Annotated in this window: 15 protein-coding genes; 9 read left to right on the forward strand and 6 right to left on the reverse strand. The window is 67.2% G+C overall.

What is annotated here, in order from left to right:
- Positions 1-6 precede the first annotated feature (6 nt).
- Genes AC1DYU_RS20020 through grxD form a run of 3 tightly spaced genes read left to right on the forward strand, consistent with a single transcriptional unit; the run spans position 7 to position 1125 of the window.
- The gene (locus AC1DYU_RS20020; protein ID WP_476793145.1) at positions 7-243 is read left to right on the forward strand and encodes a BolA family protein; all 237 of its coding nucleotides are present in this window, start codon (positions 7-9) and stop codon (positions 241-243) included.
- 27 nt (positions 244-270) lie between these two features.
- Entirely contained in the window at positions 271-771 is a 501-nt protein-coding gene (locus AC1DYU_RS20025; RefSeq protein WP_476793146.1) for a DUF29 domain-containing protein, read from the forward strand.
- 18 nt (positions 772-789) lie between these two features.
- On the forward strand, positions 790-1125 hold the full coding sequence (gene grxD / locus AC1DYU_RS20030) for a Grx4 family monothiol glutaredoxin (RefSeq protein ID WP_158484979.1): 336 nt from the start codon (positions 790-792) through the stop codon (positions 1123-1125).
- A 27-nt stretch (positions 1126-1152) separates the two neighbouring features.
- On the opposite strand, the gene AC1DYU_RS20035 is transcribed toward grxD, so the two are convergent.
- The 3 genes from AC1DYU_RS20035 to AC1DYU_RS20045 form a co-directional block, all read right to left on the reverse strand.
- Positions 1153-1401: a DUF1272 domain-containing protein gene (locus tag AC1DYU_RS20035; RefSeq protein ID WP_476793147.1), complete on the reverse strand. Its 249-nt coding sequence runs from the start codon at positions 1399-1401 to the stop codon at positions 1153-1155.
- Positions 1402-1476: 75 nt separating this feature from the next.
- On the reverse strand, positions 1477-3207 hold the full coding sequence (locus AC1DYU_RS20040) for a carbamoyltransferase family protein (protein ID WP_476793148.1): 1731 nt from the start codon (positions 3205-3207) through the stop codon (positions 1477-1479).
- 63 nt (positions 3208-3270) lie between these two features.
- A complete protein-coding gene (locus AC1DYU_RS20045) occupies positions 3271-4260 on the reverse strand; it encodes a hypothetical protein (protein ID WP_476793149.1) in 990 nt (329 codons plus the stop codon).
- A gap of 287 nt (positions 4261-4547) precedes the next feature.
- Here AC1DYU_RS20045 and AC1DYU_RS20050 point away from each other — a divergent pair, with 287 nt between their 5' ends.
- Positions 4548-5018 carry a hypothetical protein gene (locus tag AC1DYU_RS20050; RefSeq protein ID WP_158484983.1) on the forward strand — a complete coding sequence of 157 codons (471 nt, stop codon included), beginning with the start codon at positions 4548-4550 and terminating at the stop codon, positions 5016-5018.
- A gap of 22 nt (positions 5019-5040) precedes the next feature.
- Here AC1DYU_RS20050 and tlpA read toward each other — a convergent pair whose 3' ends face one another.
- Complete coding sequence (tlpA, locus tag AC1DYU_RS20055) at positions 5041-5685, reverse strand: thiol:disulfide interchange protein TlpA (protein ID WP_476793150.1); 645 nt, start codon at positions 5683-5685, stop codon at positions 5041-5043.
- Between the two features lie 27 nt (positions 5686-5712).
- Here tlpA and argH point away from each other — a divergent pair, with 27 nt between their 5' ends.
- From argH to AC1DYU_RS20075, 4 genes are all read left to right on the forward strand, one after another.
- On the forward strand, positions 5713-7098 hold the full coding sequence (gene argH, locus AC1DYU_RS20060) for an argininosuccinate lyase (RefSeq protein ID WP_476793151.1): 1386 nt from the start codon (positions 5713-5715) through the stop codon (positions 7096-7098).
- Between the two features lie 91 nt (positions 7099-7189).
- On the forward strand, positions 7190-7453 hold the full coding sequence (gene lptM, locus AC1DYU_RS20065) for an LPS translocon maturation chaperone LptM (RefSeq protein ID WP_476793152.1): 264 nt from the start codon (positions 7190-7192) through the stop codon (positions 7451-7453).
- Between the two features lie 9 nt (positions 7454-7462).
- Positions 7463-8752, forward strand: a complete 1290-nt coding sequence (gene lysA / locus AC1DYU_RS20070) for a diaminopimelate decarboxylase (protein ID WP_476793153.1) — start codon at positions 7463-7465, stop codon at positions 8750-8752.
- A gap of 186 nt (positions 8753-8938) precedes the next feature.
- Positions 8939-11680, forward strand: coding sequence for a TIGR02302 family protein (locus tag AC1DYU_RS20075; protein ID WP_476793154.1), 2742 nt, complete (start codon positions 8939-8941; stop codon positions 11678-11680).
- A 165-nt stretch (positions 11681-11845) separates the two neighbouring features.
- Here the strand turns inward: AC1DYU_RS20075 and yddG are convergent, their stop codons facing one another.
- Positions 11846-12724: an aromatic amino acid exporter YddG gene (gene yddG / locus AC1DYU_RS20080; protein ID WP_476793155.1), complete on the reverse strand. Its 879-nt coding sequence runs from the start codon at positions 12722-12724 to the stop codon at positions 11846-11848.
- 187 nt (positions 12725-12911) lie between these two features.
- Here yddG and AC1DYU_RS20085 point away from each other — a divergent pair, with 187 nt between their 5' ends.
- Entirely contained in the window at positions 12912-14108 is a 1197-nt protein-coding gene (locus tag AC1DYU_RS20085; protein WP_476793156.1) for an MFS transporter, read from the forward strand.
- Positions 14109-14126: 18 nt separating this feature from the next.
- Here AC1DYU_RS20085 and phbB read toward each other — a convergent pair whose 3' ends face one another.
- The gene (phbB, locus tag AC1DYU_RS20090; protein WP_476793157.1) at positions 14127-14849 is read right to left on the reverse strand and encodes an acetoacetyl-CoA reductase; all 723 of its coding nucleotides are present in this window, start codon (positions 14847-14849) and stop codon (positions 14127-14129) included.
- Between the last annotated feature and the right edge of the window lie 41 nt (positions 14850-14890).

Consider the following 14890-nt stretch of genomic DNA (forward strand, 5'->3'; position numbering starts at 1 on the left):
GACGCCATGGCGATGAATGCTCACGACATCGAGGCGATGATCAAGGCGGCGCTGCCGGACGCGATCGTCGAGATCAAGGATTTGGCGGGGGACGGCGACCATTACGCCGCGACCGTCACCTCGGCCGCCTTTGCCGGCAAGAGCCGGGTGCAGCAGCACCAGATGGTCTATGCCGCGCTGAAAGGTAACATGGGCGGCGTGCTGCATGCCCTTGCGCTGACGACCTCGGTTCCCCAGAATTAGGGGATCGGGATTTCTGCGGAGGCTGCCATGCCGGCCGATACGCTTTACGAGGACGACATCGTGACTTGGGCCGAGCGACAGGCGCAGGGTATTCGCGAGCTTGCCCGCACGCGCCCGGAGCTGTCGAACCTGCTCGACTGGGAGAACATAGCCGAGGAGATCGAGACCTTGGGGCGCAGCGAGTGGAAGGGCTTCGCTTCGAAACTCCGGGTGGCGCTGGAGCATATTCTCAAGGCTTATTGCGATCCCAATGCCCTGTCTTGCCGTGTCTGGGAGGGTGAGACCAATCGAGCACTTGCCGAGGCCCGGGACGATTATCGCCCGTCGATGCGCCCGCATATCGACATGGATATGGTCTGGCAGAGCGCCTTCAGGTTCGCCGCCGATGCGCTTCGAATCTATGGCGTCCGCATTCCACCTGGCATCCCGCCCCAAAGCCCCTTCGGGCTCGACCGGCTTCTGGACACCGCTTTCGACCATCGCACCGGCCTGGAAGCTCTGCTCGGCAGAGCATCTTCCAGCCACTGATAAACCAAGGATCAAGCCATGACCGACGTCAACGCCCGCCTCGATGCCGAAGTGAAGTCCGCCGATGTCGTGCTCTTCATGAAGGGCACGCCGCAATTCCCGATGTGCGGCTTCTCCGGCCAGGTCGTGCAGATCCTCAGCTACATCGGCGCGCCCTTCAAGGGCGTCAATGTTCTGGAAGACCAAGAGATTCGCGAGGGCATCAAGGCCTATTCGAACTGGCCGACGATCCCGCAGCTCTACGTCAAGGGCGAGTTCGTCGGCGGCTGCGACATCACCCGCGAGATGTTCCAGGCCGGTGAACTGCAGGCGCTCTTCGAGGAGAAGGGCATCACGGTCAAGCAGGCGAGCTGAGCTTCGCGCCTGCCGGCGCGGCGGGCATCACGCTGCCGCGCATTCCGGATGAGGTTTCAGAATCCGCTCTGTCGAGGGCGGGTTTTTTGCGAGCTTATTCGCGGGACGGATCGGCCGGCGCACCAGCTCGCCGGCGCAATTGGGGCAGATGCCCTTGAAGCGACCTTCCGCGCAATCGGCGCAGAAGGTGCACTCAAAGGTACAGATCATCGCGTCGCGCGCATCAGGGGCCAGATCGCGGTCGCAGCATTCGCAGTTCGGGCGCAGTTGCAGCATCGAGGCCTCCTCCGGGTCGGTTGAGGATGCCGGCTCTGCGGCCGCTTGACCAATGCATCCTGCTGATGAGCGCGATCACTTCACCAGCAGCCAATCGTCGATGACGAGCGCATCGAGGCCGCTCGTATAGAACATCAGGATCGCGTCCTCGGCCGTATGCAGGATCGGCTTGCCCATGATGTTGAAGGAGGTGTTGAGGATCACTGGCACCGCGGTCAGCTCGTGGAAGGCCGAGATCAGCGCGTGATAGCGCGGGTTTCGCTCTGCCGTCACGCTCTGCAGGCGGCCCGTGCCGTCCTCATGCACGACGGCGGGCACGCGGGATCGCACCGCTTCCTTCCAGACCAGAGTGCGCTCCATATAGGGCGCGTCCTGATAGTCCTCGAACCAGTCGGCCGCATGCTCCGCCAGGATCGACGGCGCGAAGGGGCGGAAGGCCTCGCGATATTTCACCTTGGCGTTGAGGATGTCCTTGGCGTCGGCCGGGCGCGGATCGGCGATGATCGAGCGGTTGCCGAGCGCGCGCGGGCCGAATTCGGCCCGGCCCTGGACCCAGCCGATCAGTTTGCCTTCCGTCAGCAGCTTCGCCGTGACGGGCGCGATCTCGTCGGGGGTGAGCCTGCGCAGGCGCGGCTCCCAGGCCTGCATTCGCTCCAAGGTTTCAGTCGAGACGGTCGATCCGAGATAGGGTGAGGCCGGTCCCTTAGGTGCGCGCCAGTCGGGGTTGGACTGCGCATGGCTGAGCCAGGCGGCGCCGATCGCGTTGCCGTCATCGGCGGGGGCCGAAGGCACGAAAACCTCGGCAAAGCCGTGGCGGCCGGCGATCTTGCCGTTGAAGGAGGAGTTCAGCGCGCAGCCGCCGGCCAGAACGAGGTTGGCGGAGGGCACCAGGGCTGCGGTCTGCGACAGTAACGCCTCCATCATCTCTGCGAAGACGTCCTGCCCGCAGCGGGCGAGATCGGCCCAGCCCTGGTCCAGTGCTTCCGGCGGGCGCAGGCTCAGGATCTCGGCCGACACCGCGCGCACGACGTCGGCCGTGGCGAAGGAGAGCTTGTTGTCCTCGATGCGGTAGAGCTTGCGCAGCAGTGCCATCAGGCGGTCGTCGCTGCGGCCATAGGGCGCGAGCCCCATGATCTTCCATTCCTCGCCCTTGGCCTGATCGAAGCCGGCGAGATCGGTGACGAGGCCGAAATAGAAGCCGATCGATTCGCGCCCGCGATGGCGCTTGACCTCGCGGATGCGGCCATCCTCCAGCGCGAAGATCGCCGAGGCGCCGGTCTCGCCCATGCCGTCGACGACGAGGCAGGCGGCGTCGGTGAAGGGCGAGGACCAGCAGGCATAGGCCGCATGGCTGAGATGGTGGCCATGGCGCGTGATGCCGGTGACATTGGCCCGGCCGAAGGCGCGGTCGAGCCCGAGCAACGTGCCGATTCCGGCGCGCTGCTGGCCCATATGGAGCGAGGCGATCAGAGCGCGCTCGGTGCGCTCAGGCACCAGCGAGCGGTTGAGTTCCGGCGAGAGCTTGAGCAGGGCATCGAGCGAGAACGAGCCGGCACGGCTCATCTGGTCGAGGAAGCCGGTGAACTCCTCGCCCCAGCTCGTGGCGATCGCAACCTCGGCATCCCCGGGAATGTAGCGCCTCAGCAGCGATTCCATCCGCGCGGGCGAATCGGGCTCGCAGTTGGGAGCCCGCTTGAACTGCAGATAGCGCTCGGTCGCCTCGGCGAAAAGCACGGTGCCGGCGGGGTCGACGATCGCGAGAGCGGGATCGTGGAAAGTGGTGGCAAGGCCAATCGTGTAGGTCATGCCGGCAGGGTAGAGGCAGCGAGCCGATGGACGCAATCAGGCGCGCTGCACGGTCGCGACGGCCTATGGCTTGCCGGTGAAGGCCACGCTGTCGGCGATCGTTCTGATGGCGGGTTCGAGCGTCTCGAAACGGGCCTCGTCGGCGGTCGCGATCAGCCGCACGAAACGGCCATTGGGGCCGATCGCCATGTACTGGACGAAGCGCTTGCGGGCGCCGTCGATCTGATGCGTTCCGCTGAAGAGCAGGCCGTCGGAGCCGGCGAAGCGGACCTGATCGCGGCCCGTGATTTCGGCGGTCTCGAAATGGCGGGTGGTCTTGAGCAGTTTTTCGGCGGCGTCGCCGAGCTGATCCGGCCCGATTTGGCCGCTGGTCTGATAGGTCGCGATCAGCATCGGCTGTTCGCTCTTGGGATCGACGTTCAGGGAGCCGGCGGTCATCAGCACGCCGAGCCCGCCGAAGGTGTCGACCACGCGAAAGGGCTCGCTGGCGCGGATGTGGAAAGGCAGTGCCTCGAGCTTCTGTTCGAGCGTCGCTTCGGCGCCGAGCGAGACGGATGTCACCATCGCGCGCACGTCCTGCGTCCGCAGCCTTGTGGTCGTCGGGGCCTGGACGGTCAGGAGCACGGTCCGTTCGCCCTTGAGCAGGGCGATCCATTTGTCGAAGCGCGCCGCGCCCATGCTCTGCGTGCCGGTGGCGAAGGGAACGGTTTGTCCGTCTCCGCCCTTGATCCGGTCGAGCGATGCGACCGTGACATTCTGCTTGGCGAAGTTGGTCCTGGCGGTGTCGAGATCGGCAAAGAGCTTCGACACTTCGGGATGAGCGACGGCCGGCATCTCGACGATCACGACCGAGGCCTGCAATTCAGCGTTTTCCAGCCCGGCGAAGCGCGAGGACGGCACGAAGCCCTTCATCGGCTGGAGCGTCACGCTGGTTCCGGGGACGGTGATGCGCTCCTGCGCGACGCTCGGCTGCGCCGGCAGCAAACCCAGAAGGGCTGCGGCGAGGCAGGAGAAAATGCGGGCGATGAAAGGGAATCGGACGGACAGGCTCATCGGCAATGCCTCTTCGGGGGCGCTGAGGCGCCGTTGCGAGATCGGGCGAATGACGGGGAGCTAGCTAGAGAGCGATTATGGCGATTTGACCAAACCGGGGGTCGTGACGGGCGGTTCGCGCCTCAGCGCTTGAGCGCCGCGCCAATCAGCGCCTTGGCATCAGCACTCGCCCAGTCGGCCGGGCTTGCAGGATCGCCAGTTCGCGTCTCCATGCGTCGATTGCGAGACCGTTGTTCCGCCCTTCTGTCGTATGGTAAGGTGTCCCACTGACGAGTGGGGGGCGTTCCATGCTGCGGCGTCACTATGTCATTATCCAGCAAGGCGAGACCTCGCGGACGATCGAACTCATCGATAGCGAGGAAGCGCGCGGAGAGTCCGCATCAGGACGCTGGAATCACCGGCGCATCGACCGAAGCTTCGAAGCCGAGCCTGGTTCCGAGGACGCGATCCTTTTCACCTCGGCGTCTCACGTCCACCGCCGCTGGAAGTGGTCGCAAGCCGACGCCCGCACCCTGACGATCGGCACCGTATTCGACAGCGCTTCGCACAAGACGGGGGAAGAAGGGCAGCTTTTCACCGCCCTGATCTTTCTCAAGGGCATGGACCGCAAGGCGGATGGCACCTTCGCCGGAACGTTCAGCGCGAATGAGAAAGGAGGACGTGGAAATGGCAAGGGCCAACTCGTCAATGGCGTCGATCCCTATTTCAAGAAGGGCGAAGTGACCTGGAGCGTCGTGGAATATCTCGCGGGCCTGTGAGAACCGCAGACGGCCACGCGCCTCAGCGCTTGATCGCCGCGCCGATCAGCGCCTTGGCATCAGCACTCGCCCAGTCGGCCGGACCCTGCAGGATCGCCAGTTCGCAGCCTTCCGCATCGATGATCAGGCTGACCGGCATGCCCTCGACCTTGCGGGCGGCGCGCAAATCCTGAAACACCTTGGCCTGCGGGTCGGCGTAATAGGGCAGGGTGGTGATCTTGCGCTCGGCCAGCCAGGCCTTCGGCTTGTCGAGGTTGCGGGTGTCGATATTGATCGCGACCACGGCGAAGTCAGGGCCGCCGAGCGCGCCCTGCAGCGCGTCCAGCGCCGGCATTTCCTTCAGGCAGGGCGGGCACCAGGTCGCCCAGAGATTGACCAGCACGGTGCGGCCCCTGAACGCTGCCAGCGTGGTCGGCACGCCGTCGGGGCCATCGAAGGCGAGATCAGGCGTCGGCATCGGTGCGGCATTGACCTGCACGGCTGCGACCTCGCCGCGTGCGAGCGGCGCCATCCGGGCCGCCGTCGCCTTGGCTAAGCTGCAAGATGCGGAATTGCCGGCATTGCCCGAGACGGAGTAGAAGGCCGCGACGCCGCCGACCACGACAAGGGCCAGCACGCCCAAATCGAGTATTCCGGCGGCGGTGAGCCATTTCGATCGTGACAGCATCAGCGTCTCAAAGCAGGAAAGACCGTCGTGAGCAATCGCATGTGGGGTGGGCGTTTCGCCACGGGACCTGATGCCATCATGGAGGAGATCAATGCCTCCATCGATTTCGACCAGCGCCTGTGGCGCCAGGACATCCGCGGTTCGCTCGCCCATGCCGCGATGCTGGGCGAGACGGGCATCCTGACGAAAAAGGATGTCGCCGAGATCAGCGCCGGGCTCAAGCAGGTCGAGAGCGAGATCGAGGCCGGCAGCTTCACGTTCTCGCGCGCGCTCGAAGACGTCCACATGAATGTCGAGAGCAGCCTGAAGGACCGGATCGGCGCCGCCGCCGGGCGCCTGCACACCGGCCGCTCGCGCAACGACCAGGTCGCCACCGACATGAAGCTGTGGGTGCGCGACACGCTAGACGCCCTCGACGAGCAGATGGCCGATCTCCAACTCGCCTTGGCTGAAAAGGCCGAAGCCCATGCCGGTTCGGTGATGCCGGGCTTCACCCATCTCCAGTCGGCGCAGCCGGTCACCTTCGGCCATCACCTGCTGGCCTATGTCGAGATGCTCGGCCGCGACCGGGGCCGCATCCGCGACGCGCGCGCCCGCCTCAACGAAAGCCCGCTGGGCGCGGCCGCGCTCGCCGGCACCTCCTTCCCGATCGATCGCGAGATGACGGCGAAGGCGCTCGGCTTCGACCGGCCGACGGCCAATTCGCTCGATTCGGTCTCGGACCGCGATTTCGTGCTGGAGACGCTGGCGGCCGCCTCGATCTGCGCGATGCATCTGTCGCGGCTGGCCGAGGAGATCGTGCTCTGGGCGACGCCGCAATTCGGCTTCGTGCGGCTGTCGGACGCTTTCTCGACCGGCTCCTCGATCATGCCGCAGAAGCGCAATCCCGATGCCGCCGAACTGGTGCGCGGCAAGGCGGGGCGCGTCTTCGGCCATCTGCAGGCCATGCTGACGATGATGAAGGGCCTGCCGCTGACCTATTCCAAGGACATGCAGGAGGACAAGGAAGGCACCTTCGACGCCCTCCAGACCCTGTCGCTCTGCCTTGCCGCCATGGCCGGCATGGTCCGCGACATGCAACCCGATCTGAAGGTGATGAAGAAGGCCGCCGGCATGGGCTATGCCACCGCGACCGACCTCGCCGACTGGCTGGTGCGGGTGCTGAAGATGCCGTTCCGCGACGCCCATCACGTCACCGGGCGTCTCGTCGGTATCGCCTCGGAGCGGAAGATCGGGCTGGAGAAGCTCTCGCTCGCCGAGATGCAGGCGGTCGAGCCGCAGATCACGCAGGCCGTCTTCGTGGTGCTCGGCGTCGAGCAGTCGGTAAAGAGCCGCCTCAGCTATGGCGGCACAGCACCGGCCAATGTCCGCCGGCAGGCGAAGCGCTGGCTGAAGAAACTCGCAAAGGGCTGAGGCCGTCAAAGCCTCGCCTCCGCCGCCATCCTTCGCTACAGTCTCCGCCACGCTTCGCCCAATGTTTGCTTTGGCCCAAGGGTTCGCTTACGTGCTGCACTCCCGCCTGAAAATCGGCCGCGCCGTCCTGGTCGCGAGCCTGCTCGCACTCGCGCTTGGGGCCTGCGGCCGCAAGGGGCCGCTCGAGGCGCCGCCGAACGCGACCGGCGCCATCGACCTGCCTGATGCGCAGATCGGCGCTGTCGAGCGGGATGCGGAATCGCTGACGCAGAGTTCGATTCTTGCCAGGCCGCCCAAGGCCAGCCGGCAGGTCACCGTCCCCGAGAAGCCCTTCGTGCTCGACGCGATCCTCTAAGGGCATCCGATGCATCATTTCAGCTATCGCGACGGCTCCCTCTTCGCGGAGGATGTCGATCTGCGCCGGATCGCCGATGAGGTTGGCACGCCGGTCTATGTCTATTCCTCGGCCACGATCGAGCGGCATTACCGGCTGTTTGAGGCTGCCGTGAAGGCGGCTGCGCCGACGGGCAAGGCGCATGTCTTCTATGCGATGAAGGCCAACGGCAATCTCGGCGTGCTGAAGACGCTGGCCGCGCTCGGCGCCGGGGCCGACACGGTCTCGGAGGGCGAGGTGCGCAAGGCGCTGGCGGCAGGCTTCCCGCCCGAGCGCATTGTCTTCTCAGGCGTCGGCAAGAGCGAGAGCGAACTGCGCTACGCTGTCGAGCAGGGCATCTACCAGGTCAATATCGAGACGGAAGGCGAACTCGACCTGCTGTCGCGCGTCGCCGGGCTGCTCGGCAAGCGCCAGGAGGCGGTGTTCCGGGTCAATCCCGATATCGGCGCCGGCGGCCACGCCAAGATCACCACCGGCTCGTCCGAGAACAAGTTTGGCGTCTCCTTCGAGGAGGTCAGCCGGCTTTATACCCGCGCCGCCAATATGCCGGGCGTCAGGATGATGGGGCTGGCGCTGCATATCGGCAGCCAGATCCGCGAGACCGAGTCCTATGAGGCCGCTTACACCAAGATGGTGGCGCTGGTCGGAAGCCTGCGGGCTGAGGGCCATCGCGTCGACCGGCTCGATCTCGGCGGCGGGCTCGGCATCCCCTATGAGATCCCGAAGGACTTCAGCCACGGCCCCGACCTGATCGAGGCTTATGCCGAGATGGTCGGGCGGGTCACCAGGGGGCTCGACGTCGAGCTCGGCTTCGAGCCGGGCCGGCTCATCGTCGGCAATGCCGGCGTGCTGCTGACCCGCGTGCTGCATCTCAATCCGCGCCCGACGAAGCAGTTCCTCGTCGTCGATGCGGCAATGAACGACCTCGTCCGGCCGGCGATGTACGAGGCCTATCACGAGATCTGGCCGGTGTCGGAGCCGGAGGCCGGTGCGCCTGAGATCGCCTATGACGTGGTCGGGCCGATCTGCGAATCGGGCGACACCTTCACCGCCGGGCGTCTGCTGCCGGCGCTGCGGCCCGACGACCTGATCGCCTTCATGACGGCCGGCGCCTATGGCGCCAGCATGTCCTCGACCTACAACCAGCGTCTGCTGGTGCCGGAGGTGCTGGTGAAGGGCGCCGAATATGCCGTGACACGGCCGCGCCAGAGCTATGAAGACCTGCTCGGCACGGATCGTGCACCGCCCTGGCTCGCCTGAGCACGACGCCGAAAGTGGGAACCGGTTTTCGGAGCGCGTCATGCTCCAAAATCAGGAATCCGCGTTCACGATACGTCGAGCGGGCTGTGGGTGACACGCCTTCGCTCTGGCCTTGCCACATTCCCGTGCTAGCCTTCGGGAAATGGCGATGGCCTGGCGGCAGTGGGGGCGGCTCGGAGCGATGGCATGAATGAGGCGCAGCGCCGCAAGGCGCCTGATCCGATCGAAGGCGTCCGGCAGCGGCTGGCGCGCCTTGCCATGGCGTCGCGGTTCTCGCTCGGCTGGGAGCGGCTCTGGCCACGGCTCTGGCTTCCTGCCGGCGTCATTCTCGCATTTCTAGCGGTGTCCTGGTTCGGACTGTGGACGCATCTGCCCTGGCAGGGGCGGGCGATCGGCCTCGTCCTCTTCCTCGTCGCGCTCGCCGCGGGCCTCTGGCATGCGGCGACGACGGCGCTGCCGACGCATCGCGATGCGCTGACGCGGCTCGACCAGTCGCTGGTGGGCGGGCACCGTCCGGCCTCGGCGCTGGAGGACAGCCTCGCTGTCGGCGCCAAGGACCCCGTCTCGCAGGCGCTCTGGGCTGTTCATGTCGAGCGCCAGAGCGCGCGAATCGCCGGGCTGAGCGTGGCTGGGCCGCAGCCGCGCATGGCCGGGCGCGATCGTCACGCGCTGCGTGCCGTGCCGCTGCTGGCCGCCGTCACTGCCTTCTTCGTCGCCGGCCATGAGGCGATGCCGCGTCTTTCGGCCGCGTTCGACTGGCGCGGGCCGTCGCTTCCGACGCCTGCGGTGCGGGTCGATGCCTGGATTGATCCGCCGGCCTATACCCGCCTGCCGCCGGTGCTGATCGACTTCGCGAGGCTTGCCAGCCCGCAGATCAGCGCGCCCGAGAAATCGACGATCGTGGTGCGCATCGCCGGCAAGACCACGATGGATGTCGCGACGACGGGCCGGCTCGACTTGCTGCCGCCGCCGGATGCGAAGCCGGCCGAGGGCCAGGCTGCGACCGGCCAGGCTCCGACCGCCAAGCCGGCGGCCGCGGGCGCGACGCCCGCAGTCCTGGAGAAGCGCTTCACGCTGGCCGGCAACGGCACGTTGCGCCTGACCGGTGGCGGCGCGCCGGGCACGACCCTGTCGATCACGGCCGTCGCCGACCAGCCGCCCCAGGCCAGCTTCATCGAGCCGCCCAAGCCCGTCACCGGCGCCCAGGCCGGCGGGCTCTCGGTGTCCTATCGGGTCAAGGACGATTACGGCGTGGCGTCGGTGGAGGCCACCGTCGAGCGCAGCGGTCCGCCCTCGGCCGGGCGCTCGCTGGTCGAGGCGCCCAAGCAGACGCTGAGCGTGCCGTCCTCACCCGATGGCGAGGAGGAGATGAAGAGCACCGTCGATTTCTCGGCCCATCCCTGGGCCGGCGCGAAGGTGAAGATGACGCTGGTCGCGCGCGACGAGGCCGGCCAGGAAGGCCGCAGCGAGGCCGTCGAGGTCGTGCTGCCGCAGCGCACCTTCGCCAAGCCGCTGGCCAAGGCCCTGGTCGAGCAGCGCCGCAAGCTGGTCATGGATGTCGAGGACCGCCGCAAGGTGCAGCTCGCCATGGATGCGCTGCTGATCGAACCCGAGCTCTTTATGAAGGAAACCGGCGTCTATCTCGGCATGCGGATGATCAACGAGCGGCTGCGCCGGGCCCGCACGGACGACCAGTTGCGCGATGTCGCCGAGCTGATGTGGGCGCTGGCGCTCCAGCTCGAGGATGGCGACCTGTCGGATGCCGAGCGGGCGCTGCGGGCGGCGCAGGAGAACCTGCAGCAGGCCCTTGAGCGCGGCGCCTCCGAGGAGGAGATCAAGAAGCTCACCGAGGAAATGCGGCGGGCGATGGACCAGTTCATGCGCCAGCTCGCCGAGCAGATGCAGCGCCAGCAGCAGAACGGCGACCAGAACCAGATGTCGCAGCTGCCCGAGAATTTCCGCTCGGTGACGCCGCGTGACCTGCAGAACATGCTCAACCGCATCGAGGAGCTCTCGAAGCGCGGCGATATGGCCGAGGCGCAGCGCCTGATGGAAGAGCTCAACCAGATGCTCAACAATCTCCAGATGGCGCGTCCGGGCCAGCAGGACCCGCGCCAGCGCGAGATGAACCAGGCGCTGTCCGATCTCGACCGGATGACGCGCGAGCAGCAGGGCCTGCGCGACGAGACCTTCCAGCAGGAGCAGCAGCGCCAGAACCGGGCGCAGCGCGGCCAGCGCCCGGGCCAGCAGCAGGCCCGTCCCGGCCAGCAGGGCCAGCGCCAGCAGGGGCAGCGCGGCCAGCAGGGCCAGCGCGGTCAGCAGCCGGGCCAGCAGCCCGGCGAACAGGGCGAGGACGGCGAGGAGGGCGAAGGTCAGCAGGGCGAGAACGGTCAGGGCCAAAATGGTCAGGGCCAGAGCCTGGCCCAGCGCCAGCAGGCCCTGCGCGACCGTCTGCAGGAGCTGCAGAAGCGGATGCGCGGCATGGGCGCGCCCCAGCAGGGAGAGCTCGGCGAGGCCGAGGACGCGATGGGTGAGGCCGGCGAACAGCTTGGTCAGGGCCAGGGCGAAGGCGCGCTCGATGCTCAAGGGCGGGCGCTTGAGGCGCTGCGCAAGGGTGGACAGAACCTCGCGCAGCAGATGCAGGGCCAGCCCGGCGAGGGCGGCGAGCCCGGCGAGGGCGCCTTCGGCGAGCCCGACGGGCAGCCGGCGGGCCGTCCCTCGGCGCAGCAGCGCGGCCGCGAGGATCCGCTCGGCCGGCCGCAGCGCCAGCGCGACTGGGCCGATGGCCGGGTGCGCGTGCCGGGTGCCGACGAGAGCGCGACCCAGCGTGCGCGGCGCATCCTCGATGAACTCCGCCGCCGGCTCGGCGACCCGTCGCGGCCGATGGAAGAGCTGGATTATCTGGAGCGCCTGCTCAGGCGGAATTGAGCCTGCGCGACCTGTCCGGAAAGGCGCAGGGAACCCTCTCCCATAGGGAGAGGGCAGGGTGAGGGGTCGGCCGTTGGACGCTTTGGCCGTGACCTTGCCGCTGCCATGCTGTGAGATGGACGCTCGACTGGTCCAGGGGCCTACACCTCACCCCTGCCCCTCTCCTTACAGGAGAAGGGTTCCCCGCGCCTTCTTCGGAGAGCGTTCCCAGCTCGCCACCAGCGCCCCGACCACGATCAGCACGCAGGAGACTGCCAGCAGCCAGCTCGGCTGGGTGTATCCTGCTAGCACCAGCACGATCGTCGAGAGCACCGGCGCGGCATAGGAGGCGACGCCGAGGAGCGCGACGTCGCCCTGCTTCATGCCGATGTCCCAGACCACGAAGGCGAGCCCGATCGAGCCCAGCCCCAGGCCGAGCACACCGCCCCATTCGACCCAGGCCAGGGACCAGATCGTCGTCTCGAAGGCGAGGTGGCAGGCGAAGGCCGGCACCGCGCAGCCCAGCATGGTGATGCACAGGCTCTCGGAGGGCACGTTGGCGAAACGACGCGAGACCACCGAATAGCTCGCCCAGATGAAGGCGCCGATCGCTGCCAGCACATGGCCGAGCGCAAGCCCGCCGCCCTCGATCCCGCCCGAGATCAGGAGCCCGGTCGCGGCAAGGCCGATCAGCGCGCCGACCAGATGGCGGAGCTTCAGCTTGCCGCCGGGCAGCAGGGCGGCGAACAGCACGATCAGCAGCGGCCAGAGATAATGGATCAGGTTCGCCTCGGCGGCCGGCGCGGTCTTCAGCGCCGCATAATAGATCGCGGTGTCGCCGAAGGGGCCGTAGAGCCCGAGCGCGAAGGAGGCCGGCGTCGGGCGGATGCGCGAGAGTTGGCCGCGCGCGGTGGCGATGGCGAGGATCAGCAGCCCGCCGATGACGAAGGTCATGCCGACGAGCTGGAAGGGCGGCACGCGCCCGCTCATCGCCGTAAATACAGCGAGCGTCGACCAGAGCAGGACGGCGAGGAAGCCGATGAGGGTGGCGGTGCGGGTGGTCATGACCATGTCGTGGCTTTAGGCGGGCTGGCGCCTCGATAGCAGGCGGATGGCCGAAAGCCGATGGTTCTTTGCCCGTCCGGGTCGGATTTGCCGCATCGCAGCACGGCTTTCACGCCATGGATGCCATGATCTGGGCGCCGCGCGGCGGCATTGACGGCGACGGCGCGAAGGATCAAGCGTCCCGGCCATGACAACGCTATCGCTGCCCGCCACCGAGCGCCGCCCGCTGATCCCGATCCTGGTCGCGCTCAGCGTCGCGCATCTGCTGAACGACCTGCTTCAGTCGATGATCCCGGCGCTTTATCCGCTGATCAAGGAGACATACCGGCTCGACTTCATGCAGATCGGCCTGATCACGCTCGCCTTCCAGGTGACCTCGTCGCTGCTGCAGCCGCTGCTCGGCTATCTCACCGACAAGCGGCCCTGGCCCTATGCGATGGTCGCCGGCATGGGCGCGACGCTGGTTGGGCTGCTGACGCTCGCCTTCGCGACGAGCTATGTCATGGTGCTGATCGCGGCCGCGCTGGTCGGGTTGGGCTCGGCGGTGTTCCACCCCGAGGCGACGCGGATGGCGCGCCATGCGGCGGCCGGGCGGCAAGGATTGGCGCAGGGCCTGTTCCAGGTCGGCGGCCATGCCGGCTATGCGATCGGCCCGCTGCTGGCGGCCGCGGTCGTGGTGCCGCGCGGGCAGGCGAGCCTGGCCTGGTTCTCGATCGTCGTGCTCATCGCGATGATGCTGATGTCCTGGACCGCCTCGCGCTACAGCGCCTTCCGGCGCGGCCAGGCGAAGGGGCATGGCGACGAGGTCGCCGGGCACGGCCTGTCGCGCGGGCGCGTGCTGTTCGCGATGGCGATCCTGATCCTGCTGATGGTCTCGAAGAACGGCTACACGGCCGCCTTCACCTCTTACTACACCTTCTATCTGATCAGCCGCTTCGAGATCACGGTGCAGCTCTCGCAGATCATGCTGTTCCTCTATCTCGGGGTCAGCACCTTCGGCGTCATCATCGGCGGCATGGTCGGCGACCGGATCGGCCGCGACCGGGTGATCTGGCTTTCCATCGTGGGGTCTTTGCCCTTCGCGCTGCTGCTGCCCCATGCCGATCTGTTCTGGACCGGCGTGCTCAGCGTGATCATCAGCTTTGTCATGGCGAGCGCCTTCTCGGCGATCCTGATCTACGCGATCGACCTCGTGCCGCATCGCGTCGGGCTGGTCGGCGGCCTGTTCTACGGGCTCGCCTTCGGCCTGGCCGGCGTCGCGGCGGCGGTCCTCGGCGCACTGGCCGATCGCGTCGGCATCGTCGAGGTGTTCAGGATCTGCGCCTGGCTGCCGGCGCTGGGGCTCCTGACCTTCCTGCTGCCGAAGGCGGCGCGGCGGGTCTGAGCCCGCCGCGCTTCGGCCTCACGCCATGTACTGCCCGCCATTGACGGCGAAGGTCGCGCCGGTGGCGAAGGCGCCCTGCTCGGAGGCGAGGAAGACGACCATCGCCGCGATCTCCTCGGGCTTGCCCAGTCGCCCGACCGGAATGCCGGCGATGACGCGCTGGAGCGCGGCTTCCGGCATCGCCGAGACCATGTCGGTGCCGATATAGCCCGGCGTGATCGCGTTGACGGTGATGTTCTTGTTGGCGTTTTCCTGGGCCAGCGCCTTGACGAAGCCGATGTCGCCGGCCTTGGCCGCGGAGTAGTTGACCTGCCCCATCTGGCCCTTCTGGCCGTTGATCGAGGAGATCACGATGATGCGGCCAAACGAGCGGGCGCGCATACCCTCGATCACCGGGCGCGTCATGTTGAACAGCGAGTCGAGATTGGTACGGATCACGTCCGACCAGCTCTCTTTGGTCATCTTGTGGAAGAAGCCGTCCCGGGTGATGCCGGCATTGTTCACGAGGATGTCGATCGGGCCGATATCGGCCTCGACCTTGGCGATGCCCGCAGTGCAGGCGTCGTAGTCGCCGACATCCCATTTGAACACGGGTATGCCGGTCTCGGCCTGAAATTTGGCGGCCGCCTCGTCATTGCCGGCATAGCTGGCGGCGACCCTGTGGCCGGCCTCAGCCAAAGCCCGGCTGATCGCCGCCCCGATGCCACGCGTTCCCCCCGTGACCAGTGCCACCTTCGTCATGTCCGTCCCTCCTCATGGCGGCGTGGGCGCCGCACTCTTGT

Source organism: Allobosea sp. P2_B12 (assembly GCF_056404835.1).